Origin of the sequence: Collinsella sp. SGI.180 (assembly GCF_050313455.1) — a bacterium.
Lineage (GTDB): Bacteria > Actinomycetota > Coriobacteriia > Coriobacteriales > Coriobacteriaceae > Collinsella.
On the sequence record NZ_JBNPLL010000001.1, the window covers coordinates 1 to 26381 of the forward strand.

20 protein-coding genes and 3 tRNA genes are annotated in these 26381 nt (G+C 60.4%); 12 read left to right on the top strand and 11 right to left on the bottom strand.

The genetic code is table 11. The features are described from left to right. Positions 1 to 105: 105 nt before the first annotated feature. Both ACQRAP_RS00005 and ACQRAP_RS00010 read right to left on the bottom strand, forming a co-directional pair. Positions 106 to 1767: a hypothetical protein gene (locus ACQRAP_RS00005; protein ID WP_427794568.1), complete on the bottom strand. Its 1662-nt coding sequence runs from the start codon at positions 1765 to 1767 to the stop codon at positions 106 to 108. 138 nt (positions 1768 to 1905) lie between these two features. Then, positions 1906 to 2337: an RrF2 family transcriptional regulator gene (locus ACQRAP_RS00010; protein WP_154518293.1), complete on the bottom strand. Its 432-nt coding sequence runs from the start codon at positions 2335 to 2337 to the stop codon at positions 1906 to 1908. Between the two features lie 220 nt (positions 2338 to 2557). On the opposite strand from ACQRAP_RS00010, the gene sufC reads away from it, so the two are divergent. Genes sufC through sufU form a run of 5 tightly spaced genes read left to right on the top strand, consistent with a single transcriptional unit; the run spans position 2558 to position 7911 of the window. Next, a complete protein-coding gene (gene sufC / locus ACQRAP_RS00015) occupies positions 2558 to 3358 on the top strand; it encodes a Fe-S cluster assembly ATPase SufC (protein ID WP_427794569.1) in 801 nt (266 codons plus the stop codon). 12 nt (positions 3359 to 3370) lie between these two features. Continuing rightward, entirely contained in the window at positions 3371 to 4783 is a 1413-nt protein-coding gene (sufB, locus tag ACQRAP_RS00020; RefSeq protein ID WP_427794570.1) for a Fe-S cluster assembly protein SufB, read from the top strand. Then, complete coding sequence (locus ACQRAP_RS00025; RefSeq protein ID WP_427794571.1) at positions 4783 to 6162, top strand: SufB/SufD family protein; 1380 nt, start codon at positions 4783 to 4785, stop codon at positions 6160 to 6162. The genes sufB and ACQRAP_RS00025 overlap by 1 nt, the downstream gene beginning before the upstream one ends. Then, positions 6159 to 7484, top strand: a complete 1326-nt coding sequence (locus ACQRAP_RS00030; RefSeq protein ID WP_427794572.1) for an aminotransferase class V-fold PLP-dependent enzyme — start codon at positions 6159 to 6161, stop codon at positions 7482 to 7484. Before ACQRAP_RS00025 ends, ACQRAP_RS00030 begins: the two co-directional genes overlap by 4 nt. Continuing rightward, positions 7477 to 7911, top strand: coding sequence for a Fe-S cluster assembly sulfur transfer protein SufU (gene sufU / locus ACQRAP_RS00035; RefSeq protein WP_427794573.1), 435 nt, complete (start codon positions 7477 to 7479; stop codon positions 7909 to 7911). The genes ACQRAP_RS00030 and sufU overlap by 8 nt, the downstream gene beginning before the upstream one ends. 633 nt (positions 7912 to 8544) lie before the next feature. Here the strand turns inward: sufU and ACQRAP_RS00040 are convergent. Continuing rightward, positions 8545 to 9357 carry a transposase gene (locus tag ACQRAP_RS00040; protein WP_427794574.1) on the bottom strand — a complete coding sequence of 271 codons (813 nt, stop codon included), beginning with the start codon at positions 9355 to 9357 and terminating at the stop codon, positions 8545 to 8547. Positions 9358 to 9760: 403 nt separating this feature from the next. Here ACQRAP_RS00040 and ACQRAP_RS00045 point away from each other — a divergent pair, with 403 nt between their 5' ends. From ACQRAP_RS00045 to dinD, 4 genes are all read left to right on the top strand, one after another. Beyond that, entirely contained in the window at positions 9761 to 10495 is a 735-nt protein-coding gene (locus tag ACQRAP_RS00045) for an iron-sulfur cluster assembly scaffold protein (protein ID WP_006235554.1), read from the top strand. An 18-nt stretch (positions 10496 to 10513) separates the two neighbouring features. After that, complete coding sequence (locus ACQRAP_RS00050; RefSeq protein ID WP_154518278.1) at positions 10514 to 11518, top strand: GGGtGRT protein; 1005 nt, start codon at positions 10514 to 10516, stop codon at positions 11516 to 11518. Positions 11519 to 11774: 256 nt separating this feature from the next. Further along, the gene (locus ACQRAP_RS00055) at positions 11775 to 13301 is read left to right on the top strand and encodes an FAD-dependent oxidoreductase (RefSeq protein ID WP_427794575.1); all 1527 of its coding nucleotides are present in this window, start codon (positions 11775 to 11777) and stop codon (positions 13299 to 13301) included. A 161-nt stretch (positions 13302 to 13462) separates the two neighbouring features. Beyond that, positions 13463 to 14323 (top strand): DNA damage-inducible protein D, encoded by an 861-nt coding sequence (gene dinD / locus ACQRAP_RS00060; RefSeq protein WP_427794576.1) that lies wholly within the window; start codon positions 13463 to 13465, stop codon positions 14321 to 14323. 258 nt (positions 14324 to 14581) lie between these two features. Here the strand turns inward: dinD and ACQRAP_RS00065 are convergent. The 3 genes from ACQRAP_RS00065 to ACQRAP_RS00075 form a co-directional block, all read right to left on the bottom strand. After that, positions 14582 to 14657: transfer RNA gene (locus ACQRAP_RS00065), tRNA-Lys, on the bottom strand. 43 nt (positions 14658 to 14700) lie between these two features. Continuing rightward, positions 14701 to 14776, bottom strand: a tRNA-Lys gene (locus ACQRAP_RS00070). Between the two features lie 22 nt (positions 14777 to 14798). Beyond that, positions 14799 to 14875 (bottom strand) — tRNA-His (locus tag ACQRAP_RS00075). A 165-nt stretch (positions 14876 to 15040) separates the two neighbouring features. On the opposite strand from ACQRAP_RS00075, the gene ACQRAP_RS00080 reads away from it, so the two are divergent. Together ACQRAP_RS00080 and ACQRAP_RS00085 are read left to right on the top strand one after the other, a co-directional pair. Next, positions 15041 to 16222, top strand: coding sequence for a pyridoxal phosphate-dependent aminotransferase (locus tag ACQRAP_RS00080; RefSeq protein ID WP_427794577.1), 1182 nt, complete (start codon positions 15041 to 15043; stop codon positions 16220 to 16222). Positions 16223 to 16362: 140 nt separating this feature from the next. After that, complete coding sequence (locus ACQRAP_RS00085) at positions 16363 to 17253, top strand: ROK family protein (protein ID WP_427794578.1); 891 nt, start codon at positions 16363 to 16365, stop codon at positions 17251 to 17253. Positions 17254 to 17366: 113 nt separating this feature from the next. Here ACQRAP_RS00085 and ACQRAP_RS00090 read toward each other — a convergent pair whose 3' ends face one another. The 4 genes from ACQRAP_RS00090 to argS all read right to left on the bottom strand — a co-directional run bounded on the left by ACQRAP_RS00090 (position 17367) and on the right by argS (position 24796). Continuing rightward, the gene (locus ACQRAP_RS00090) at positions 17367 to 17816 is read right to left on the bottom strand and encodes a VanZ family protein (RefSeq protein WP_427794579.1); all 450 of its coding nucleotides are present in this window, start codon (positions 17814 to 17816) and stop codon (positions 17367 to 17369) included. A gap of 6 nt (positions 17817 to 17822) precedes the next feature. Then, entirely contained in the window at positions 17823 to 19271 is a 1449-nt protein-coding gene (locus ACQRAP_RS00095) for a hypothetical protein (RefSeq protein ID WP_427794580.1), read from the bottom strand. A 312-nt stretch (positions 19272 to 19583) separates the two neighbouring features. Beyond that, positions 19584 to 21962 carry a transcription termination factor Rho gene (rho, locus tag ACQRAP_RS00100; protein ID WP_427794581.1) on the bottom strand — a complete coding sequence of 793 codons (2379 nt, stop codon included), beginning with the start codon at positions 21960 to 21962 and terminating at the stop codon, positions 19584 to 19586. Positions 21963 to 22942: 980 nt separating this feature from the next. Beyond that, positions 22943 to 24796: an arginine--tRNA ligase gene (argS, locus tag ACQRAP_RS00105; protein WP_427794582.1), complete on the bottom strand. Its 1854-nt coding sequence runs from the start codon at positions 24794 to 24796 to the stop codon at positions 22943 to 22945. A 342-nt stretch (positions 24797 to 25138) separates the two neighbouring features. Between argS and ACQRAP_RS00110 the strand changes: the two genes are divergently transcribed. Beyond that, entirely contained in the window at positions 25139 to 25624 is a 486-nt protein-coding gene (locus ACQRAP_RS00110; RefSeq protein WP_427794583.1) for a CarD family transcriptional regulator, read from the top strand. 33 nt (positions 25625 to 25657) lie between these two features. Here the strand turns inward: ACQRAP_RS00110 and ACQRAP_RS00115 are convergent, their stop codons facing one another. Then, positions 25658 to 26257, bottom strand: a complete 600-nt coding sequence (locus tag ACQRAP_RS00115; protein ID WP_427747469.1) for an HD domain-containing protein — start codon at positions 26255 to 26257, stop codon at positions 25658 to 25660. Positions 26258 to 26381 lie beyond the last annotated feature (124 nt).

The following is a 26381-nucleotide window of genomic DNA, read 5'->3' on the forward strand; positions in this document are numbered from 1 at the left end:
AGCCCATAAGGGGGGCATAACAAAACGATTCGCAACAAATAGGGGTCCGGTGCTATCGCATCGGGCCCCTATTTGAATCGCTAAGGCAAAACGCTCGCTGAGAGCCTACTTTTGGGCGTCTTTCTCCGCAGCGTCTTTGTTTTGCTGGTCAAGTTTATGCTTACCGCTCACAATAGACGTAGCGCCCAATGTGGCCAAGCTCGCGCTGGCAAGGCTCGCCATCAAAATCAAGTCACCCGTCTTGGGCATGCTGCCCTTAGAGGACTCAGTCGTCGTGGCTGAGGAAGTCGCAACCTTGGTCTTACCCTGGTTCTGGTCGGCGGCATCATCAGCCAGGCCCATGGACCCATTGTCGTCCGCGTGCTTGCCATCCTTATCAAGGCGGGGATCCTTCGATTCCGCACCGTCTGATTCCGCGCCCTTGTCGGAATCAGACCCCTTAGAACCCTCGTCCTTCGAATCGCCCTTAGCATCCTCGGTCTTTTCCATAGCGCCCTGGTCGGAGCCATCCTTCTTGGAAGACGAGCTGCTGTTGATGCCAGACATCAGCGAGGAGCCAAACATGGAGCCAAGCTGTTCGCTCGCAGAGGGTTTGTCATTCGTCGACGAGTCGCTCGAACCGGCAGTCGATCCACCGGCGGAAGAACCAGGCCCTGCCGCAGCATCTGCGGAATTCGAAGGCGAGGCAGACCCCGCGCTGCCGGCCGATGCGACATCGCCATTTCCGTCGCTTGCTCCGGCATCGTATGAAGGAGCATCGACGGTATCCTCGTCAGCACCATTGGTATCGGCACTAGGCCCAGAGGGAGCAACGGGAGCGGCGGGCGCCTGGCTGGGCGCCGGAGTCACGGGCTCGGGCTCGGGCTCGGGCTCAGGCTCGGGCTCAGGCTCGACCGGCGGCGTCGCCGCGGCCTCGTCCTCGGTAATATAGACCAGGCAATCCTTAAGCTCGTTCTTGTAACGGTTCTTCCAGCCCTCGTGATATTGCGGCTGGCTCGAGTACTTACGGGCAACGTTATTGACCACGCTGCTGGAAAGCGCCGTCACAAATTCACGGTCGGTCATATCGTTTGTAAGATTTGCCCAGCGGAAAAAGTCCTGGCAGCCATAGGTGCCGCACATGTTGGTGATGCTCCACACCATACCCTTGACGCAATCGGCGCGGCCAGAGATATCAATACCAAGCGCGCTCTTGAGCCAGGCCTCGGTCACCGCGTAATAGGAGTTGTATGCATATGAATCTTGCAGCGCCGAGAACTCAGCCGGGTCGGCGTTATAGGCGCCCTGGAAGGCCTCCTGTGCAATGCGGCCCAGCTCCGTCAGCTGACCGTTCGAATACATGGGGTTGCTTGCGTTGGAGATATCGCTCCCGCGGTCAATTGCAGACTTAAGCATGCCGTACTTGGCAGGATTGTAGTTATAGACCTGCTTCATAAACGGGACGAGCGACCAACGACGGTCGAATTGGTAATAGCCCAGCGCGTTATAGCCGTCGCCATACGAAAAGCCCTGGTTATAGTTGCCGTGGCTCTCATACTTGGTAAAGTACTTCATCTCGCTGGTCACATTGACAAACGAGACGCCTTGGACCGACCTCAGCACGCCCGAGAAAGACTGCTGGGTATAAAGGCCCTTATCGATATCGGTGGCATCCGAGGCAACGCCCGGCGTGGGCTCATCCGCAGCAGCGGGCGTGGGCGCGGAAACGGCGCCAAACGAAAGAGCCAGCGTCAATCCGGCAACAATCGCAGAATTCTTGGGCTGCATAAGATCCTCCTTGCATTGGTGTAGTTAAAGTGCAGTTTGCAAAGATAGATATAAGTATCGCAGCAAGACCGATGTCGTACAACAGCAACTCGACAAACGGTAACGCCCTCCGCGAAATCTTGAGGAATTGCGCTCGAGTTACAGCTTGATATCGAAGTTAATCTCGGGCACGGCCGCCAAGTCGGCCAATGTCACGCCGTCGACGTACTTTTCAATCACGTCGTCCAGACCGCGCCAGAACTTCACAGTAGAGCACAGATCGCTGCGAGTGCAGTTGTTATCGATGCCATCGCATGCGACGGGCGCCGTGCTGCCCTCGACGGCGCGCAGTATATCGCCGGCTCGCACCTCGGCCGGGTCCACGGCCATCATGTAGCCGCCGCCCTTGCCGCGCACACTCTTGAGCAGGCCCGCCTTCATAAGCGGACGGACCAGCTGCTCCAAATACTTTTGCGAAATATGCTCACGGTCGGCAATCTCGCGCAGGGCGATTTTGCCCTCGGCGTCACCGAGCGCCGCGATATAAATCATCAAACGGAGGGCATAGCGGCCCTTAGAAGAAATGAGCATACCTACCCTCCCGGTGCGCTTGAGAAAAAATCAGCAGAGTTTGCCCCAGATGCCAAGCGTGTGGGACAGACGATCCCGACTATTATGTCCCACATCTGAAAAGTCGAGTGGATTAGTCGGGTTTTCCCTTGACTAACGCCGAACCCATAGTAACTTTATTCCGAGAAGATTCCTAGGGTTTAGTACACCTATGAGTACACCATAAACAGAGAGGGACAGCATGAGCGCAAATCCGCTGCTTTCCATCGAAGGTCTGACCGCCTCCGTGGACGAGAAGACCATCCTCCACAACGTCAACCTCAACGTCGCCGCCGGCGAGACCCATGTGCTGATGGGGCCCAACGGCGCCGGCAAGTCCACCCTCGGCCACCTGGTCATGGGCGATCCCGTCTACACCGTGCAGAACGGCCGCATCGTCTTTGACGGCCAGGACATCACCGAGCTCACCACCGACAAGCGTTCGCGCGCCGGCCTGTTCCTGAGCTTCCAGGCTCCGGTCGAGATCCCGGGCGTGCCGCTGTCGAGCTTTTTGCGCGCCAGCATCGCCGGCCGCCCCGGCCTGGAGATGAAGGGCAAGGAATTCCGCCGTCGCGTCAAGGAGCTCGCGGCCGAGCTCAACATGGACACCGCCTACCTCAACCGCGAGCTGGGCGTAGGCTTCTCGGGCGGCGAGAAAAAGAAGGTCGAGATGCTCCAGCTTCTGCTGCTGCAGCCCAAACTCGCCATCCTGGACGAGACCGACTCCGGCTTGGACGTCGACGCCCTGTCCACCGTCAGCCACGGCATGGACGCCTACCGCAAGAGCTGCAACGGTTCCATGCTCATCATCACGCACAACACGCGCATCCTGGAGCACCTGGATGTCGACCGCGTCCACGTTATGGTCAAGGGCCACATCGTGCGCGAGGACGACGCCTCGCTGATCCCCTGGATCGACAAGAACGGCTTTGAGACCTTCGAGCGCGAGGCTGCCGAGCAGCGCGCCCAGGCCGAGGCCGCCGCTGCCGAGCAGCAAGCGTAAAGGGGCGACGCAATGACCAAGAACCGCACCGAGGTCGCGGACATCGACCGCAGCCTCTACGACTTCACCTATGGCGAGGAGGGATTCGAGCGCCTCGACGCCGGCATCACGCCCGACATCGTGCGCGAGATCAGCGCCAAGAAGGACGAGCCCCAGTGGATGCTCGACCTGCGCCTCAAGTCCCTCGAAATCTTCAATCGTTTTCCCGACCCGACGTGGGGCCCCTCCATCGAGGGTCTGGACATGGACAACATCGTCACCTACGTCAAGCCCAACACCGACCAAAAGCACGACTGGGAGTCGGTGCCCGACGACATCAAGAACACCTTTGAGCGCCTGGGTATCCCCGAGGCCGAGCGCAGCTACCTGGCGGGCGTCGGCGCGCAGTACGACTCCGAGCTCGTCTACCACAACATGCAGGACACGGCGTCCAAGATGGGCATCGTCTACTCCGGCATCGAGGAGGCCCTGCACGACCCGCGGTGGGAGCCGCTCATCCACGAGAAGTTTATGACGCTCATCCCGCCCACCGACCACAAGTTTGCGGCCCTGCACGGCGCCGTATGGTCGGGCGGCTCGTTTGTCTACGTGCCCAAGGGCACCAAGCTCGATTTTCCGCTGCAGAGCTACTTCCGCCTCAACGCCAAGGGCGCCGGCCAGTTTGAGCACACGCTCATCATCGTCGAGGACGATGCCGACCTGCACTTCATTGAAGGTTGCTCCGCACCCAAGTACAACGTGGCCAACCTCCACGCCGGTGCTGTGGAGCTCTTTGTGGGCAAGCGCGCACACCTGCGCTACTCGACCATCGAGAACTGGTCCAAGAACATGTACAACCTCAACACCAAGCGTGCGCGCGTGGATGAGGACGGCGACATCGAGTGGATCAGCGGCTCCTTCGGCAGCCACGTGGGCTACCTCTACCCCATGAGCGTGCTCAACGGCCGCCGCGCCCGCTCGAGCTTTACCGGCATCACCTTTGCCGGCGCCGGCCAGAACCTCGATACCGGCTGCAAAGTCGTGCTCAACGCGCCCGAGACCTCGGCGACCGTCGAGACCAAGGGCATCTCCAAGAGCGGCGGCATCCAGACCTTCCGCAGCTCCATCGTGGCCACGCCTAAGGCCGAGGGTTCCAAGGCAACCGTGAGCTGCCAGTCGCTCATGCTCGACGACCAAAGCCGCTCCGATACCATCCCCGCCATGGACATCCGCGCCAAGAATGTCGACATCGGCCACGAGGCCACCATCGGCCGCATCGGCGACGACAAGGTGTTCTATCTGATGAGCCGCGGCATCTCGGAGGAAGAGGCCCGCACCATGATCGTCAACGGCTTTGCCAACCCGGTCTCCAAGGAGCTGCCGCTTGAGTACGCCGTCGAGATGAACAACCTGATCAAGCTCGAGATGGAAGGAGCGATCGGATAATGAAACAGACCACGAACACGCCGAACGCATTTACGTCATCCGAGCTTCTGCAGTGCGACGTATCGGGAGCGACGAGCCCGACGACGCGTACTAAAGGTACGCGAGGAGGGTCGGAGCCCCGAGACGGCGTGCTGCAGGAGATCGGGGGCGTCAACGCGATGCCGGCCGCCACATGGGGTTGGCTCAAGATGAACCAAACCAAGCTCGAGCTTTCGGACGAACTTGCCTCCGCTCCCGCCGAGGCCGTTGAGGTCGAGGGCCTGGACGAGCAGATCCATGGCGCGGCCGACGCCTTCGACGCCGCCATGGACGCCATGGCCGAGCGCTTCCCCGAGCGCCGCGCCTCTGCCCCCGGCGACGCCGCCGACCGCGCCCGCATCACACCCGAGACCGAGCTCGACGTGCCCGCCACCTCCGTCTACCAGGCCGGTGCCATCAAGCTCGAGGAGGAGCTCTCCCCCGCCGAGGCCTTCGAGACCGGCATGGGCGAGGCCGCCTACACCTATCTGGCCGACCATGCCACCAAGCGCATCGTCATCGACGTGCCCGCCTACGGCCGTGCCACGGTCACCGTGCGCGTGAGCGGCGTCGACGCCGCGGCTGCGATTGCCGCCATCGATGTCGTTGTCCGTCCGCAGGCAACGCTCGACCTGCAGATCGCCCTGGACTCCCCCGTTGCCGGCGAGGGCGTCGTGGGCTCCGTGCTGCGCGTGTGTGCTCACGAGTACGCCACCGTCAACGTTGCCTGCACGCAGACGCTCGACGACAGCTGGATCGCGCTCGACGACACCGGCCTGTTCCTGGACGAAGGCGCGCGCGTCAACGTGCAGCACACCGTACTGGGTGCTGGCGCCAGCGCCACCGGCCTTGCCGGCGACCTGCTGGGCGATACCGCCAAGGTGACGATCGATACCGATTACCTGGGCGCCCGCCAGCAGGTGCGCGACTTTAACTACGAGCTTCGCCACCGCGGCCGCAAGACCGAGTGCGAGATCGACGCCAACGGCGTGCTGACCGGCACGTCCAAGAAGGTCTACCGCGGCACCATCGACCTCGTGCACGGCTGCAAGGGTGCCGTCGGCACCGAGCGCGAGACGGTGCTCTTGGCCAACAAGGGCGTCGACAACAAGACCGTTCCCGTCATCCTCTGCGACGAGGACGACGTCGCCGGCAACCATGGCGCCACCATCGGCCACGTCCGCGACGAGCAGCTGTTCTACCTCGCCTGCCGCGGCCTTGACCAAAATGCCGCCGAGGACCTGTTCATCCGTGCCAAGCTGGAGGACGCCGCACTTTTCGCCGCCGACGAGCGCATCCGCGCCGCCGTCGTCCGCTTGGGCAACAACCTGATCGATAACTTTGAGGAGGAGCTCGCATGATCGACACCGAGCACGTTAAATGCGATACCTGTACCGCCCCCGAGCCCATGGAGTTCGACGCCAGCGATGAGGCCTCGCGCGGCTGGCCTACCGTCGACATCGAGACCAATCCCTACAAGGCGCAGTTCCCGCTGTTCCAGCAGCACCCCGAGATCGCCTTCCTCGATAGCGCCGCCACCGCGCAGCGCCCCGCCTGCGTGCTCGACGCCGAGCGTGACTTCTACCAGCGTATGAACGCCAACCCCCTGCGCGGCCTGTACTCGCTGTCCGTCGAGGCCACCGAGGCCATCGCCAAGGTCCGCCAGCAGATCGCCGACCTCATCGGCGCCTCCCAGGCCAACGAGATCGTCTTCACCCGCAACACGAGCGAGTCGCTCAACCTGGTCGCCAAGAGCTTTGCGCCCACGGTGCTCGAACCCGGTGACGAGGTCGTCATCACCATCATGGAGCACCACTCCAACCTGATTCCGTGGCAGCAGGTCTGCCGCGAAACCGGCGCCAAGCTCGTCTACCTCTACCCCACCAAGACCGGTCAGCTCACGACCGAGGAGGTTCTATCCAAGGTGGGCCCCAAGACCAAAATCTTGGCCGTGGGTCAGATCTCTAATGTGCTGGGCGTCGAGAACCCGGTCAAGAATCTCGGCAAGCTCGTGCATAAGTACGGCGGCTATCTGGTCGTCGACGGCGCGCAGTCGCTGCCGCACATGCCGGTCGATGTGGCCGATCTGGGAGCCGACTTCTTTGCCTTTAGCGCGCACAAGGCCATGGGTCCCATGGGCATTGGCGTGCTGTGGGGCAAGATGGATCTGCTCAGCGCCATGCCGCCCATGCTTACCGGTGGCGAGATGATCGATTCGGTCACCGAGCAGGACGCCGTCTGGGCTCCCGTCCCCGAGAAGTTCGAGGCCGGTACGCAGAACGCCGCCGGCATCTTCGCCACGGGCGCGGCACTTGATTACCTGGTCAACACGGTGGGCTACGAAAACATCCAGACCCGAGAGCAGGCACTCGTCCACTACCTGATGGGCGAGCTCATGCAGCTCGACTTTGTCCAGATCATCGGATCCATCTATTGGGACAACCACCACGGGGTCGTGAGCTTTAACGTCAAGGGTGTCCACCCGCACGATGTCGCGAGCATCATGGACATGGACGGCGTCTGCATCCGTGCCGGCCACCACTGCGCGCAGCCGCTGCTCACCTGGCTGGGCGTCGAGAACCTTGCCTGCTGCCGCGCCAGCGTGGCCTTCTACAACGACAAGGCCGATATCGATAAGTTCATCGCCGGCCTGTATCACGTTTGGAGCACGTTCAATGGGTAATCTGTACACCTCCACCACGTTTATGGAGCACAACTCGCACCCCGACTACAAGTACGAGATGGATGCCCCCACGCACGAACACGACGGCATCAACCCCAGCTGCGGCGATGAGCTCACCCTGCAGCTGCGTGTCGAGAACGATGTGATCGAGGAGGCCTCGTTTACCGGGCACGGCTGCGCCATCAGCCAGGCCAGCGCCGACATCATGGCCGACCTCATCACGGGCGAAACGGTCGAGGAGGCTCGTCGTCTGGCAGAGCTTTTCCTCGCCATGATCCGTGGCGAGGATCTCTCCGAGGAAGACTTGGAAGACCTAGACGAGGCCGCTCAGCTCCAGGACATCTCACACATGCCCGCCCGCGTCAAATGCGCCGAACTCGCCTGGCGCACCCTCGACGGCATGCTCGAGGGTCAGGCTAACCAGTAACGGATGCCCCGAATCCAAGGTTTTTGATTGCCGAGCCGCCCGATACGGGCGGCTCGGCTTTTTCATAACGAGCGCACGCGCAGCCACGCTTCCGGCGCCCAATCTGTCATTTATCGCACGGCCAACCGCAAGCACAAGCGTTTTTCACAGTACCAAAGGCTTGCCACAGGGCCACGGGGCACGCCGAGCAAAGCGCCAGGCACCGTCCTACTAGGCTCCGGCTCGCCTCCTGCCTGCCGCAGACGGGTCCCATAGGGTGCGGCGTGCATTTTTGCGAGTATTCAGCACGCCAAGCTATGTGCATACAAATCACGAGCATTAATTAGCGCCTTCGGGCGTGTATATATTGCGTTTTAGAACAGGCATTACGGTCTACGGGGACGCAAACGCGTGCTTCGGGGCGTATTGGCAGACAAATAATTGTCTCGGGGCCCGCAAGTTGCAAGGTTATAGTAGTTCCGACAGCACTACGATGCTGAAAACTCCGCTTTTTGCACGGCGTGGACGGGGGTAGGCACGGGCAAAACCGGACTGAGCTATTATTTTATGCAAGACGGCAATCATTCTATGCATATTTAGAAGTGTAGTTAACGTCCCAGCATTTAGAATGATGGTCCCAGTGGGCAGACAGCCCTATCCCAGGCTGTCATCAGTCCGCACCGCCGTTCGAGCACGGGCGCGCACAATACGAGAAGCGGTACTTTTGCTTATCCCCGTATACCGCTCAATCTGGCGCACCGTAAAACCAGCATCGTGCAATCCAAGAATAACGATATTGCGCTGCGCCGGCGGCGCCGCTTTAACCCCCTGGAGCGCAACCCCGCATCCCTTCGCCAACTCGTCGGCAAAGGCGCGCCGCTCCAACTCCATCTCTACCAAATCGCGCATCGCCGGATCGCCGCCGTCGGGCGTCGAAAGCGAATAGGCAATAAAGGCCTTGGCAGAACCAAAAAGCTCAAGCACGCAAGAAGGATCGGAAAATCCCCTCGTAGCATCTGCCTCGTCGCCGTCGTAAACGCGCAGATGCTCCGCAAAGCTGCTCCAGGGATAACGCTCAATTAGGTTGATGCCCGCATCCTGCGGATCGGCGTGAACGGAGCGAACAGCCTCCATCACCTGCCGGTCGGTATCGAGCGAACAGCGCTCAAAACGTTCCCGGAACAGGCAGCCCGATCGCCCAGTACGCTTATTGAACCGACGAGCATACGTCAACAGCAGGCGTTGCATGGCTGCACTCATGTTGTCCTCATAATCCAAAAGTACCAGATCAACATGGTCGCCCATGAGGCACCACGCCACAATCGTTACCTGGGCATCGCGGCAGCAGTCGCGCATCAGCTCCAAAAACTCCCACCGGTCCTCGTCGCTCTCAAAGATCAGCTGACTGCCCATACCGCGGGCACAGACATGGTAAAAACCGGTGATCGTTTTCCAAACACGCTGCATGGCGCTCCCTTCGCCGGGATCTGCTTACCATCCAATACATCACGATTGAAACGTGCCATCAAAACATTCACGCAAAATGGCACCCGTCGACGGTAAAAGGCGGCAAACCAACGGCGAATGGCATCATAACCACAGGCTAGAAACCGCAACATGGGCAAGAACTAACAAATAACTTGACCAGAACTGACCCCCTGAAACGTATTGCATAACCGCAAACAACCTTGTTAAATCGTTTCAATTGAAAGTTCCGCGCTTCTCGTTACGAAAACTGCGCCGTTCGCCGAATATTCCGTGCATTTCGCGGTATTATAGGGGCTGCATGTCATGTCCCTTTCGAAGGGTCGCCCGGCAATCACCAGCCACGACCTCCAGACGGGACGCCAACACGATAGAGAGGAGAGGCATGCAGTACTCACAGGAAGTGGAGAACATGTGCCCCGTTGCCAAGGGTGCATACCACGGCCCCGCACCCATCCCCGAGGAGGGCAAGTGGGTCCAGGCTAAGGAGATTTCCGACATCTCCGGTCTTACGCACGGTGTGGGTTGGTGCGCACCTCAGCAGGGCGCCTGCAAGCTCACGCTGAACGTCAAGGACGGCATCATCGAGGAGGCCCTCGTTGAGACCATCGGCTGCTCGGGCATGACCCACTCTGCTGCCATGGCTTCCGAGATCCTTCCCGGCAAGACCATCCTCGAGGCCCTCAACACCGACCTCGTCTGCGACGCCATCAACGTTGCTATGCGCGAGATCTTCCTGCAGATCGTTTACGGCCGCAGCCAGACCGCGTTCTCCGAGGGCGGCCTGCCCGTGGGCGCCTCCCTCGACGACCTCGGCAAGGGCCTTCGCTCTCAGGTCGGCACCATGTTCGGCACCAAGGCCAAGGGCGCTCGTTACCTCGAGCTCGCTCAGGGCTACGTCACCCGCATGGCTCTCAACGACAAGAACGAGATCATCGCGTTCGAGTTCCTGAACCTCGGCAAGTTCACCGACGCCGTCAAGGCCGGCAAGACCCCCGAGGAGGCCATCGCTGGCGCCATGGGCCACTATGGTCAGTGGGAGAACGCTGCCAAGTACATCGACCCGCGCACCGACGAGGAGACTCACTCCGTCGCCAGCGTGTTCCCGGTTCACGAGTAGAAAGGGAGGGAAATAACTATGACTGTTACGTTCGAAGGTTACGAGCGCCGCGCTGACAAGATCAACAAGTGCCTCGCCGACAACGGCATCGCCTCCCTCGAGGAAGCTCTGCAGATCTGCACCGACAAGGGCTTCAACCCGCGTGAGATCGTCAACAACACCCAGTCCATCGCCTTCCAGAACGCCGAGTGGGCCTACACCCTCGGTTGCGCTCTCGCTGTCAAGCGTGGCGCCAAGAACGCTTCTGAGGCTGCCGCCATCATCGGCGAGGGCATCCAGGCCTTCACCGTTCCCGGCTCCGTCGCCGAGGACCGCAAGGTCGGTCTGGGCCACGGCAACCTGGGCGCTATGCTGCTCTCCGACGACACCGAGTGCTTCGCCTTCCTGGCCGGCCACGAGTCCTTCGCTGCCGCTGAGGGCGCTATCGGCCTGGCTCTGAACGCCAACAAGGCTCGTAAGAAGCCGCTGCGCGTTATCCTCAACGGTCTGGGCAAGGACGCCGCCCAGATCATCGCCCGCATCAACGGCTTCACCTATGTGAAGACCCAGTTCGACTACTACACGGGCGAGCTCAAGGTCGTCGAGACCATCCCCTACTCCGATGGTCCCCGTGCTGCCGTTAACTGCTACGGCTCCGACGACGTCCGCGAGGGCGTTGCCATCATGTGGCACGAGAACGTCGACATCTCGATCACCGGCAACTCCACCAACCCCACGCGCTTCCAGCACCCCGTCGCTGGCACCTACAAGAAGGAGCGCATCGAGGCTGGCAAGAAGTACTTCTCCGTCGCCTCTGGTGGCGGCACTGGCCGTACCCTGCACCCGGACAACATGGGCGCCGGCCCTGCCTCTTACGGCATGACCGACACCATGGGCCGTATGCACTCCGACGCCCAGTTCGCCGGTTCTTCCTCCGTGCCTGCGCACGTCGACATGATGGGTCTCATCGGCATGGGCAACAACCCCATGGTCGGTGCCACCGTCGCCTGCGCTGTCGCCGTCGAGGAGGCCCTCAAGGCCTAATCGCGCCCGCGCGATGCTCATATAGTTGAGCTTCGGAGCCGCTATCCACCCGGGTAGCGGCTCTTTTTGTTTGCACTGCCGCAGGGTTGCTAATGCCGATATATCAGTTGGGACGAAATACGAGATGTGATGAGATGGAGCGTCAGAGCGTCCATAACGCCCATCTGCCATATTTGCCCTTTACCGATTTGCCGAGTCTTTTCGGCCTCATTGCCGATCACCCATGCGAAAATGCGCCGGACGAGAAAGGAATCCGATGGAATCGACTGATGTACTGGTAATAGGATCTGGCATTGCGGGCCTTTGTGCCGCCATAGAAGCGGCACGCGCAGGAGCGACCGTTGCCGTCGCAAGCGCCGGCAAAACTATGAGTGGATCGAGCTTCTTCCCGGGCACCTGGGGCCTTGGCCTTATTGGCCCCATCGACGAAGACGACGAACAGGACCTCATCGACACCATCCAAGCCGTCGGCGGCGGTGTCGCCGACCCTACGCTCGTCCAGACGTTCGTCCACGGCATTCCCCAGGCCATCCAATGGCTCGAGCAGGATCTAGGTGTTGAGCTCCAGCGTCCGCAAAGCGCCGAGAGCGCCCAGCAAAAGCAATTTATCCCCTGCTTTGACCATAAGACACGCAATTGGCGCGGCCTTACCCGCAAGCCCCTTGAGGACGCGTGTACGGCCCAGATCAAGTCTCTCGGCATTCGCCTGTTCCCCCGCCACGAGCTTATCGACCTTGTTGAGGACACAACCGGAAAGATTATCGGCGCCGTACTCTACGACCGCACAAACGAGCATCTCGCGCCTATGGCAGCTAAGGCCACCATCATCGCTGCGGGCGGCACGGGTGGCCTGTTCGAGCGAAGCCTCACTTCCGCCGCCGTGCTCAGCTCCTCGCAGGCCATCGCGCTGGCACACGGCGCAACGCTCACTAATATAGAGTTCATGCAGATGATGCCGGGCTTCATCGAGCCCAAGCGCAACCTTGTCTTTAACGAGAAGACCTGGCGCTACGTACATGTAGACCAGCCGGTCGATATCGCCGACGACAAGCTGGACGATCTACTTGAGCAACGCTCCGGATATGGTCCCTTCACTTCGCGCTTGGCCTCCCGCGCCATCGATCTTGCCATCGATCAAGCGGGTGCTGAAGGTCTGGCGCTCCACTACGACTTCCCCCGCGAGGACGTCCCCGAGTTTGTGCAGACCTTTGCCACCTGGCTACAAGACGAGCACGGCATCGCGCCGACCGACGAGATGCGTGTGGCGATGTATGCCCACGCCGCCAATGGCGGCATCAAAATCGACAAGACCGCATACACGGGCGTTGAGGGCCTCTATGCCTGCGGCGAGGCGACAGGCGGCATGCACGGGGCCGATCGCATTGGTGGCCTGTCAAGCGCCAACGGCATCGTGTTTGGGCGCATCGCGGGCGCCTCGGCAGCCCAAGCAGCACAGAATGCACCTGAGGTGGCCCCAAAGGCGGATGTCGCCCTCCCCCAGCATGGCATTGCCACAACAGACGCCAATCGCCTAACCCGTAGCCTCAAGCACACGATGAGCACCTACTGCATGATCAACCGCACCGAAGGGGGCCTATCCAAGGCACTACACGAGCTTGAGGGCTTGAAGACGGAGGCAACGACCTTGAGCACACAGAAAGCCCAGGACAGCGAGATCGCTGCCCTCGCCCGCCTGCAATCGCAGATTCAACTAGCACAGGAAATGGCCAAAGCCATGCGCAAACGGACCGAAAGCCTCGGATCGCACTATCGAGCGGACTAAACTGGACACTCATCTAAAGAAGAACACAACTAATCGATATCTATGGGCCCCGTGAGCTCGAGGTGGCACGGGGTCCATTCGTGTCCGCACGGCAGCGTATCCTTATTCTGAATACAGAGCAGGCAAAGCCCGCACAGACAATAGACCAGCGGGGAGGAGATATGGACAGTCGTGATATCGAGAAGTGGCGTGTCAAACTTGATAGCTACGCCAATGTGGAAGACGGCGTTGAGTATTGGCTCGCACGCGATTTAATGGAACCCATGGGGTACACTCGATGGGAGAACTTCGCCGAAGTTGTTAAGAGGGCAAAAGTCTCGTGCGAAACAAACAAAACTCCAGTTGATTCCCATTTTCGTGATACCACGAAAATGGTAACAGCCGGTGTCGCCGCTCGCGCGGTTAAAGACTACAAACTTGCTCGCTATGCATGCTATTTAATCGCACAGAACGGAGATTCAAACAAGCCAGAGATCGCGCTCGCCCAGGCATACTTTGCCGTGCAGACGCGCCGCCAAGAGCTCATAGAACAGCGCTTCGCAGAGATTCAGCGCTTGCAGGCGCGCCACTCGCTATCCGATTCAGAGAAACAGCTCTCGGGTATTGCGTTCAAACGCGGCGTGGACTCCAAAGGATTCGCGATCATCAAGTCGAAGGGCGATGAAGCGTTATTCGGCGGCAGAAGCACGGCGGAAATGAAGCAGCAGCTCGGCGTACCCAAGAGCGCGGCATTGGCGGACAGATTAGCCGATGTCCTCATCAAAGCAAAGGACCTTACGAACTCGATGACGGCCTTCAACACCGAGGAACACGACCTGTACGGTCTGGACCAGATCAAGCAAGAGCACGTCGAGAACAACACAAGCGTACGTGGCAGCCTCATCGACCGTGGAATTGTCCCCGAGAATCTACCGCCTGCCGAGGATACAAAGAAGCTCGAACGTCGCGTGAAAGCAGACGAGAAAAAACTCAAGGAGGGCACAGACGGATTCACCGACCCCCAGGGCAGGCTCGACTTGTAAAGCGTCTGTGCCCTTTCGGGTTCGACCTATGTATGGTTAACAAAAAAAGCGACTAGCCGAAGCCAGTCGCTTTAACATGCTTTGGTGGGCCGTCAGGGGGTCAGCCTGCTGCGCAGGCGGCCGCTGCGGCGCTTCGCGCCTTGCGCGCTGCGCTGGCAAACGCTTACGCGTTTCCTCAGCTCCGCGCCCTTTCGGGTTCGACCCCATGCGAGGTCAACAAAAAAGCGACTAGCCGAAGCCAGTCGCTTTAACATGCTTTGGTGGGCCGTCAGGGGGTCGAACCCTGGACCTTGGGATTAAGAGTCCCCTGCTCTACCAACTGAGCTAACGACCCAAAGCTAAAGTCCGTAGTAGCGGACTTTAGTGGAGATATCGTGTGGTGGGCCGTCAGGGGGTCGAACCCTGGACCTTGGGATTAAGAGTCCCCTGCTCTACCAACTGAGCTAACGACCCGATATCAACACGAAGCAAGAACTGGGGTGGGTAAAGGGACTCGAACCCTCGACCTACGGGACCACAACCCGTCGCTCTAGCCAACTGAGCTACACCCACCGTGTCCTGTGCGCTTCGCGCTCGACTATTATTGCAAGGAACGCCACGCGACGCAAGCCCCAATTTTCAAGAATTTTGAAAAGAGTTTTTCGGATCCATTTCGAGCAAATCCCACCGGTTCCACAGGAGTAAACTTGCCCCACCCCGATGTTCGAAAGGACAAGCATGAAAGAACTCTCCAATCGCACGGCAACGTTTACCGATTCGGTCATCCGCCGCATGACGCGCATCTCCGATATGTACGGCGCCGTCAACCTCTCGCAGGGCTTCCCCGACTTTGATCCCCCAGCGCAGCTGCTCAAGAGCCTGAACACCATCGCCACCGATCCCAAACCGCTCTACCACCAGTACTCCATCACCTGGGGCTCCCAGGCCATGCGCGAGGCGCTTGCCGCCAAACAGGAGCACTTTATGGGCATACCGATCGACCCCAACCAGAACATCGTGGTCACTTGCGGCTCCACCGAGGCCATGATGGCTGCCATGATGACGGTCACCAACCCCGGCGACAAGGTCGTCATCTTCTCGCCGTTCTACGAGAACTACGGCGCCGACACAATCCTTTCGGGTGCCGAGCCCATCTACGTGCCACTCAACCCGCCCACATTCGACTTTGACCGCGAGACACTCGAGGCTGCCTTCCGCGACAACGACCCCAAGGCCATCGTCCTGTGCAACCCTTCCAATCCCTGCGGTAAGGTCTTTACGCGCGATGAGCTCACCTTTATCGCGGATCTCTGCAAAAAGTACGACGCCTACTGCATCACCGACGAGGTGTACGAGCACATCGTCTACGCGCCCCACGAGCACGTCTATATGGCCACGCTGCCCGGCATGTTCGAGCGCACCATCAGCTGCAGTTCGCTATCCAAGACGTACTCCATCACCGGCTGGCGTCTGGGCTACACCATCGCCCCGGCCCAGATTACCGAGCGCATCAAGAAGGTCCACGACTTCCTCACTGTAGGTGCCGCCGCTCCCCTGCAGGAAGCCGTCGTCACCGCCCTCAACTTCGACGACAGCTATTACCAGGAGGTCCTCGATCTCTACACAGCCAAGCGCGATCTGTTCTGCCAGGGGCTCGACAGCATCGGTCTTGAGCATAACGTGCCGCAGGGCGCCTACTACGTCATGATGGACATCTCTGAGTTTGGCTATGACAGCGACCTCGACTTTTGCGAGGACCTCGCGTCTAAGGTGGGTGTGGGCGCTGTGCCCGGCTCGAGCTTCTTCCGGGAGCCCGTCAACCATCTGATTCGCCTCCACTTTGCCAAGCGAGACGAGACGATTAACGCGGCGCTGGAGAACCTCAAGTCGCTACGCGATAAAATCAAGCCGCGCGGGTAAGGACGGCCCGGCAACAAAAGCACCCAAAGAAGCCCCGCACCGCACGCGCGCTGTGGGGCTTCTTTTTATAGCGCTTTCTTAATTAGTTTAAAGCGCCATACTTTAGTCATGGAGCAACTCGTCCCAGGGGGAGGAATACTATGGCAGAGCAGCAGCTTATCGGAGCGCTCGAGGCCGGCGGCACCAAGATGGTCTGTGCCACGGGCTATGCAGACGGTACGGTTCTGGAGCGTGAGCAGATCGCAACCACGACCCCGCAGGAGACCGTTGAGGCCGTCAACGCATGGTTTGCAAACAAGGGCATCGCCGCGCTGGGCATCGGCGCCTTTGGCCCCACCGCAGTCAACCCTGCCTCGCCCCAATACGGCAAGATCTTGGAGACGCCCAAGACGGCATGGCGCTACTTTGACCTGCTGGGCACCATCCAAAACGAGCTCAATATTCCCTGTGGCTACGACACCGACGTCAACGTCGCCTGCCTGGGCGAGGTCAGCTTTGGTTGCGCCCAGGGCCTCACCGACGTGGTGTATCTGACCATCGGCACCGGTGTGGGCGCCGGCGTGCTCTCGGGCGGCCAGCTCGTTCATGGCATGATGCATCCCGAGGCCGGGCACATCTTGGTCACACGCGATCCGCGCGACACCATCGGCGAGCACAGCGGCTGTCCTTTCCACGACAACTGCCTCGAGGGCCTCATCGCTGGCCCCGGCATTAAAAAGCGCTGGGATGGCAAAAGCGCCGGAGACATGGCCGATGACCCGGAGGCCATGGACCTGCTCGCAGGCTACCTGGCACAGGCGCTCATGACCTACACGCTGTGCTATGCGCCGCAAAAGATCATCATCGGCGGCGGCGTGGCCGACCACACCCCCATCGTGCCGCTCGCCCGCAAAAAGTGCGCCGAGATGCTCAACGGCTATATCGTCACGCCCGAGGTCAATGACATCGATACCTACATTGTCAACAACAGCCTCGATGGTAAGCAGGGCATCATGGGCTGTCTGGCCCTTGGCGCACAGGCGCTCCAGTAAAGGGTGCACCAACGACACACGGTATTACCGGGCTCGCATAACGCGCAGACAACGCTATCGCGCCCTGCAGGGCCCCCAAACGCACAAGGCCGCCTAGGACCAAGCAAAACGTCCTAGGCGGCCTTTCTGGTGCATACAAGCGATCGGAGGAGATATCGGAGCACGACGCCGGCAGCCGCTCCGCAGCAGTCAATCATCACGTCGGTGATCATGCCGGCGCGCCCCGGCACAAATAACTGAATCGTCTCGTCGATTGAGGGGATCAGCAGCAGAAAAACCACCGTGGGAAGCAGTCTGTCAAAAGTGCGTCGGCCCTCGATATCAAAGGCATGTGTCACCAAAACACCGAGCACCATATACTCGGTAAAGTGTGCGCACTTGCGGACGACAAAGTTGGTTACCCATTCATACGGCAGGCTCAAGCTATGCAAAAACCCGCGGACGTCCTCCATGATCGCCAAGCTCAGTGAGCCGGACCCCGTGCCGGGAACCAGTGAATTGCCCCAGATCAGCAACACCATGACGCAGGCCGCAACCGCCCACTTACGATCGATCTTAATCATGCAGAACTAGGCCTCGGCACGAAGCGGCGTAAAACTGGCGGTACCGCCCTCGATAACACTCAAATAGGCACGGCCCGTACGCTTGGCGGTAGAGGACTGCAGGCGCTCGATCTCTTCCTCAAGGATCTGATTGACGCGCTCATGGCGACGGTTTTCCATAACGCCGGCGGCGATAGCCTCGGCGCGCTCGATACTCTCGCGCGAGATACGCGCGGTATCCTCGGGAAACACGGAGCTGTGGCGGCCGACATAGACGGGAGCAACCGAGACAGGTGAGGCTGCAGGCGTGGGCATCGGCGCGGGGGCGGGCTCGGCAACCTCGGCCATGATCGCCATGGCGGCGGCCCACATGTCCTCGTGGCCCGAATAATCGGCCATGGGGATATCTTCCTCGAGGGAGGCATCGGGGAGACTGTCGGTATCCACGCGATTCTGGGCATCGATAGAGGCAGTAATGGCGGCGGGCTCGTCCAAATCGGCGAGATCCACACCCTTGGCATCGGAAATGATGGGCATGCTGGCGAGCTTGGCGTTGTACGGCACCGCCTCCGCGGCCTGCATTTGGGCCGAAGCGCCCCAAAGCGAGCTTTCGGCAGCACGACGAGCGGCGATGGTCTCCTCGTCGACAACCAGCGGCTCATCGGCAAAGGGGTCGGCGACAGGAGCCGGCTGAGCTGCGCCCTGCTGGCCGGTCGAAGCGGCCGCCGCGGAAGAGGTGTACGCAGCCGAAGAAGCACCGTTATAGGCGGCATTGTTGGCAGCGTTGGCCACAAGCGCCACGAAAGCTGCAGTGCTGCCCGCAGGGGCGGCATGAGAGCCCGAGACGGCACGTGCGGCAGCAGCGATGTCGTCGCGGTTATAGGAGCCGGTCTTTTCACCGTTTGTGAGCTCGTCAATTGCGACCTGATAGACATCGCGCGAGCGAGCGGGATCACAGCTAACCGGCGAATCGTCGTCGAGCATGCTATCGATCATAGCCCAGGCATCGGCCTCGTCCATGGCGTTGGCGGCACGGGCGATGGTCGGAACGCCATCATCGGCATGACGGCGCTGAAACGCGCCGGTCAGACCGGAGAGAAGCGAAGAGGATTGACCCTGCTCGTCCAAAGTGACAGGAGAAGCAGCCCGGGGAGCGGCCTCCTCCTGCTGAACGGGAATCGAGGCGGTCTTGAACTCGCTATGGAACTGGTTGACATTGGCGGCACCACCAATGGCGTCCGCATGGAACAGGCGCTCGCTATGCTCCGCACGATACTCAGAGATACCCAGCGAGGCGGCATAGATACCCACGCCGGCCACTGCGCCCACGGCAAAGGGAACAGCACCCGCGACAACCGTCTCGTTGATTGACGAAAACGGCAGTGTAGCGGCATACACGACCACGGGTGCGGCAAGGCCGATCCCGCAGGAAAGTCCGGCAAGGACTGCTCGTTGTGTTGCATCAGAAGAAGCCATGAGCTCTCCCCATCTTCCAGCACCCAAATCGCATCATTCAGTTGGCTGCGCGAGAGAAGATGAAGCGGGGCTATGCCCCAAAGCAACGGTATATGGTTCGTTTCATCTGCGTTTTCCGTCGCGAAGCTTAACTGCTATTATGCGAAACCCCCTTGGGGATTGCAAGCAACGAAGCGGAATTGAAACGGGAAAATCGCTGCTTGCCGGTCGTAAGGTCAATAATCGTTGGCGAGCGGCTATACGAAAAGGGCCAGGATCTAAACCCCGGCCCTTCTGGCATGTCTATGGTTGCTGTCGCGTGCAGCGGACGGACTAGAACATCTGCTCGTAATCGCTGTGCTTTTTTGCCGAACGCACCAGGAACTCCTGGTTGGTATTGGTGCCCTTGAGGCCCTTGATAAACGACGCTGCCGCGCGCTCGGTGTTGTTCATGCCGGCGAGGATGCGACGCAGGCCAAAGACAAACGGGCGCATTTGCTCGTCGACCAACAGGTCCTCGTTGCGCGTGCCCGAGGCAACGGGGTCGATGGCCGGGAAGATGCGGCGGTCGGCCAGGTCACGGTCGAGCTTGAGCTCCATGTTGCCGGTGCCCTTAAACTCCTCAAAGATGACCTCGTCCATCTTGGAGCCGGTATCGATAAGGGCGGAAGCAAGGATGGTGAGTGAGCCGCCGTTTTCGATATTGCGGGCAGCACCCAGGAAGCGCTTGGGCGGATACAGGGCCGCCGAATCGACGCCGCCCGAAAGGATGCGGCCCGAGGCGGGCGCCGCCAGGTTGTACGCACGGGCAAGACGCGTGATGGAGTCGAGAACCACCACGACGTCGCCGCCCAGTTCCACGATGCGCTTGGCGCGCTCGATGACGAGCTCGGCCACGCGGGTATGGTTGTCGGCGGGCATATCGAAGGTGGAGGCCACGACCTCGCCCTCAATGGAGCGCTGCATATCGGTGACCTCTTCGGGGCGCTCGTCGACGAGCAGGCAGATGAGGTGCACCTCGGGGTTGTTGATCGAGATAGACTGGCAGATCTTCTTGAGAATCGTGGTCTTACCGGCCTTGGGCGGTGACACGATCAGGCCACGCTGGCCCTTGCCGATCGGCGACACGATATCGATGGCGCGACCGGTAATGGAATCCTTGCCATGCTCCATGCGCAGCGGCTCATTGGGGTAGACCGGCGTGAGATCGCCGAACTTGGGGCGGTTACGGACCTGCTCAGGATCAAGACCGTTGACGGTCGTAATTTTGGCGAGACCGGCACGCTTGTCGCCGCCGCGCGAGGGACGAAGCGAACCCTCGATCACGTCGCCCGTGCGCAGACGCGCGGAGCGGATGAGGTAGGCGGGCACGAAGGCGTCGTCATTGGACTTCATGTAGCCGTGGGCATGGATGATGCCGGAGCTGTCCGGGCGAATCTGCAGGATGCCCTTAATATCGCGGAAGCCCTCGGCCTTCGCGGCTGTGGTGTAGATCTCTTCGACGAGCTCGGCCTTCTTCTTGCCGGTCGTCTCAATCTCGAACTCCTTGGCCTTCTCGCGCAGCTCGGCGACCTTCATGGCCGCGAGCTCCTCGCGCGAAAGCGTTGGCTCGGTCGGGGCTGCGTTGCGCTCCTTGTTGCGCTGTTTGCGATCGCGCTGACGGCTGCGGCGGTCGTTGTTACGATCATCCTTGCGCTCGCTGCGCTCATCGTTGCGCTTGTGCTGACGGCGGTTGGGGCGGGAACCCTCTTCGGCCTCAGCGCTCTCGACGGCAGGCGTCGTGGGCGCATCGGCGGTCGCCGGGGTCTCGCCGTCCGACTTAGCGTCGGACTCGGGCTGTTGCTCAGCATCCCCCTGCTGTTCGGCAGACTTGGTCTTGGAAGATTTCTTGCGCGTGCGCTTGGGCTTCTCGCCTGCCGACCGATCGGCGCCCTCCGTCTCGGGAGTCGTGTCGACACTCGCCTCGGTAGACTCAGCTACCGCAGATTCGGCGCCGGACTTCGCCTCTGCCTTAGCTGGGCGTTTGGCTGCGGTGTGACGGCTGCGCCCGGGACGAACGTCGGCAGGCTCGGCAGCGGCAGAAACAGCGACCTCAGGAACATCAGCGCCCTCGGCCGAAACCACGACAGCCGCTGTAGGCTCGACGAACGCCGGGGCATCTTGGACAGAAGCCGCGGCAGCGGCCGCCTTCTCCGCCTCGACAAATGCCTTGGGCTTGCGGCCGCGGCGATGCGGGCGCAAAGCAGGATCGACGACAAATGCACCGCCGACCTCGGCAGGCACGACAGACTCAGCAGAGGAAGCGTCCTCCTCCGCCGCAGAGCGAACCGGGGTCTCGGCGGCATCGGACGAAGCCTGCTCGGCAGCCTGCTGGACCTTGGCCGCCGTGCGACGGCGCGTGCGCGGAGCCGGCTTTTCTGCTACCTGCTCGGGAGCCGGAGCCGAAGGCGCCTCGGGGGCGGACGGAGCCGCGAGTTCGGTCAGAGCCGCGGCATCGCGCTCGGCGGCACGACGGCGAGCACGAACAACCTGGGCTTCGCTGATCTGCGCAAGCGCGCGGGCCTGCGCAACCTCATCTGAAAGCGGCGCCGAAACCTCGGCGGAAACCGGACGCTTGGCACGCGTCGTGCGCGTGGCGCGGCGTTTGGGCTTTGCAGCCTCATCGCCATCCGCAGCGGGCTTGGCCACACGACGCGTGCGCTTGGGCTTCACGGGCGCAGCCTCCTCCCCGGTAACAGGTGCGACGGGAACAGGCTTCTCACTCAAAGCCGAGGCAGCGTTCTGGTGTGTCTCGGGGACCGACGCCTGCGACGGTGCGGGTTTCGCGATTTGGTCCAACGCAACCGGTGCAGTGGGAGTGGTTTGTGCCGTGCTTATTTCATTTTCTTGCTGTTGATCAGACACAGTGTTTGCTCAACTTTCTTTTAAAGCCCTGTGATCACATGCTCCCTGCATAAACCTTCAGGGCGGCTAAACAGTCTAGCTCCGTTCAAAACACAACGGGCATCATTGATCTGTATCGAGATGATTACGTCAAATACGCAGCGTTAGTGTAACACAACCACTGTCACCTGCAACTTAGTCATTGGACGTTCTTATACAACTGGTCAAAAGGGACACTCTCCCTCAAAAGCGCTTCCTCTGTCGCACCAGAGGAGTGAAGCCGTGGCATCCGGAATAGCCGCGCCACGAAACGCGCCTATCTACTACGTTTGACCCGCGACCCCTGACCATCCCCTCGATCTTCCTAAAATCGCAAGCCCGCTACCTGCGGTTTTAATATCGTACTTTTCGGCATGGTTCGGGGTATGCGACTAAACGTAGTAGATAAGCCCGATTCGTGGCGGACGGTTTCGCACCGCTCTCCCACCGGACAAAAATGATCCGTTTTCCTCCGTCCCCAAGGGGTCGTTTTCAAAACGATCGCGGATTACGGTGCAAGAACGGCGTAAGCCAACCATACCCTGCATTTTTAATATTCGGCAAGCCGTCTACCTGCGATTTTATTTTCGCTGCTGTTGCTATGGTCGCCAGGCAGCGATTCAGCCCCGTAAACCGGTATAGTTGCGTTTTTGTAGCATTTTCCAACACGCCAAAAAGCCCCGCCAAACGCAAAAAGCCCGACCTCCGTATGGAGATCGGGCTTATAGGGCTCAGCAAAGCCAAACCTACACGGTCAAACGACCCGTAGATTACATCTGCTCGGGTGCAGAAACGCCAACCAGAGTGAGCACCAGGGCGAGCGTCACGCGGACGGCGTCGCAAGCGGCCAGACGGGCGCGCGAAAGCTCGGGGTCGACGGGACGGCCCTCGCTCGGAAGCACCTGGCAGGCAGCGTAGAAGCTGTGGAAGTCGCCGGCGAGCTCCTCGGCAAAGTGCGTCAGGCGGAACGGGGCGCGGTCGCGAGCACAGCTGGCAATGAGGTCGGTGAGCTCGTTGAGCTTACGCGAAAGGGCAAGCTCGGTCGGGTCGGTCAGCAGCGAGTAATCGACGTTCTCGCCGATGGCCTTGGCGGCGACGGCCTTCATGCCCATCTCGTCAGCCTGCTCGGGCGTAACGTCAGCGGCACGGCGCAGAATGGAGCACACACGAGCGTGAGCGTACTGCACGTAGTAGACCGGGTTGGAGTTATCACGCTTCTTAACGGCCTCGATATCGAAGTCGACCATCTGGTTGGAGCTCTTGGAGATGAGCGTGTAACGGGCGGCGTCGGAGCCGACCTCGTCAACAAGCTCCTGCAGGGTCACCATGGTGCCCTTGCGCTTGGACATACGGACGGGCTTGCCGTTGCGCAGCAGGTTGACGAGCTGGCCCAGCAGAACCTCGAACTTGCCGGGATAGCCAAGAGCGTCGCAGACACAGCGGACGCGGTCGATGTAGCCATGGTGGTCGGCGCCCCAGATGTCGATGACGTGGTCAACGCGCTGGAACTTGTCCCAGTGATAGGCAACGTCGGAGGCGAAGTAGGTGTACTCGCCGTCGGACTTGATCAGGACGCGGTCCTTGTCGTCGCCCAGGTCGGTGGAGCGGAACCACAGAGCGCCGTCCTTGGTGTAGAGGTAGCCCATCTTGTCGAGCTTCTCGAAAGCGCGGTCGACAGCGGAGGTGCCGGCGGTCTCGCCCTCGGTGTCCTTCACGTACAGCGAGCGCTCGGAGAACCAACGATCGAAGTCGCAGTTGACGGCGTGGCAGAGGTTACGCATGTTGTCGACCATCTTTACGTAGCCGCGCTCGCGGAAGCTCTCCATACGCTCCTTCGGATCGGCGTCGACCCACTTGTCACCGTCGGTGCGCCAGAACTCGGCGGCCTCGTCGATGATGTAGTCGCCGCCGTAGGAGTCCTTGCCCAGAGTCTCGGCAAAGTTGTCCTGATACGGATGGGTCTCGGGATGCTCGTCGTTCTCGTCGGCAACAAAGGCATCGCGGTCGGCAATCAGCAGCTTGTGAGCCTCGTCGATATCCACGCCCTGCTTGGCGATGATGTCGGCAAGCTGCATATAGCGCGTGCTGATGGAGTTGCCGAAGGTGTTCATCTGAGAGCCGTGGTCGTTGATATAGAACTCACGCTGGATATCGTAACCGGCATGGTCCATAACACGGCAGAGGGAGTCGCCCAGAGCGGCCCAACGGCCATGGCCAATATGCATGGGGCCGACGGGGTTGGCGGAGACAAACTCGATCTGGGTCTTCAGGCCGCCGCCGACGTTGGACTTAGCGAAGTCCATGCCCTTCTCGCGAGCCTCGCCGAAGATAGCGTTCTTGACGGCGACGGAGAGGTAGAAGTTGATGAAGCCAGGGCCGGCGATCTCGACCTTCTCGATCGCGGGATCCTCGGGCATATGGGCAACGACGGCCTCGGCGATCTTGCGCGGGGCGCAGTGAGCCAGCTTGGCGGACTTCAGGGCCATGGTGGAGGTCCACTCGCCATGAGAAGTGTCAGCCGGTCGCTCGATAGCGCAATCGTCAAGTTCAAATGCGGAAAGGTCGCCGGCCTCCTGGGCCGCAGCAAGCGCAGCGCGTACCAGCTCTTCAATCTTCTCGGGCATAGATCCTCCTTGTGTTAAAGCCCCCGAGCTCTTGGTCACTCGTAGGGCAAAAGCCAGAGTTTGCAGCACTCTATCACAAGCGGTAACTACTGTCGCAGGGTAAAGTCAATCGATATTGCATATGCACAAAATTGACTACAGTTGTCGCAAGGCCATTCAAAGATGGCGGTCTGCCTGCTGATTGTGCACCCGCCGAAAATGCATAAACATCTGCATGGGCAGCTCAGAATATCGAATACTCTTACCTATCGGATTTGTGTGCTTTTCCTGCATAAAGTAAGGGTTTGCGCACGTCAGCGTGGTATTCTAGACATACGTAAATTCGTATAAGTTGGAGGTAGCATGTTCTCAATCGGTCAACACGTCATTCATCCGGGTCAGGGAGTCTGCACCGTCGTCGGTTTTAGGGACGACACACCGCAGCCCATGCTGTTGCTCGAGACCAAGCAGGGACATGCGCAGACGATCCTCATGTACCCCGTGGCGCAGGCCGACCGCCTGCATGCCGCCATCTCCCAGCAAGATGCCGAGCACCTACTGAGCCATTACGACGAGCTGGAGTGCGACACCTTTACCGAGCGCAACAGCTCGCTCGAGGAGACGCACTTTAAGCAGCAGCTCAAGCTGGGTGCGCCCGAGACGGTCCGCGTGGCAAAAACAATGATGCACCGTATTCGCCAGGCCGAGGAAGCAGATAAAAAACCCAGCTCCTACTACATGCGCGTACTCAAGGAAGCCAAGCGCCGCTCCATCGAGGAGATTGCCGTGGCCTTGGGCGTCACCGAGGAAGACGCCGAAGCCCGCCTAGCCCAAGCCGCCCTCAACTAACCTGCCAAAAAGGGACAGGTTTATTTTGGCAGGTTAGGCCTGGAAGGTGTCGCGGTCGGGCGCGAAGGACTGCATGGCCGCGATGGTGCGGTCGAAAAGCTCGGGGAGCTCCCAGCCCAGCATCTCGGCGCCCTGCGTAATCACGTCGCGCGAGCAGCCGGCGGCAAAGCGCTTGTCCTTGAACTTCTTCTTGAGCGACTTGGTCGTAAAGTCCATGACGCTCTTGCTCGGACGCATGATGACGGCAGCACCGATCAGGCCGGTAAGTTCGTCGCAGGCAAACAGGATCTTTTCCATCTGCAGCTCGGGCTTGGGCAGCGAGGTATTGAAGTCCGAGGTATGCGTCTGGATGGCGCGGATGAGCTCGGGCGATGCGCCCTCGCCCTCGAGGATCTCGGCCGCATAGATGGTGTGGTTCACGGGGTCGTCCTCATGCTCCTCCCAATCCAGGTCGTGCAGCAGTCCGACGATGCCCCAAAACTCCTCGTTCTCGGGGTCGAACTCGCGCGCAAAGTAGCGCATGGTGCCCTCGACCGTCTCGCCGTGGGTGATGTGGAACGGATCTTTGTTGTGCTCGTTGAGCAATTCGAACGCACGGTCGCGGGTGATTCCGGCGGAAAGCGTCTGGGACATGGCAATACCTCCAGGTGAGTCGGTGCTAGGACACGGTGTCACTATCGTATATCGCCGCGACTCAAGCCGAAAGGCAGAAAAGGCATACGGAGAAAAAAGCCGGGCGAACGCGTCGCCCGGCAAA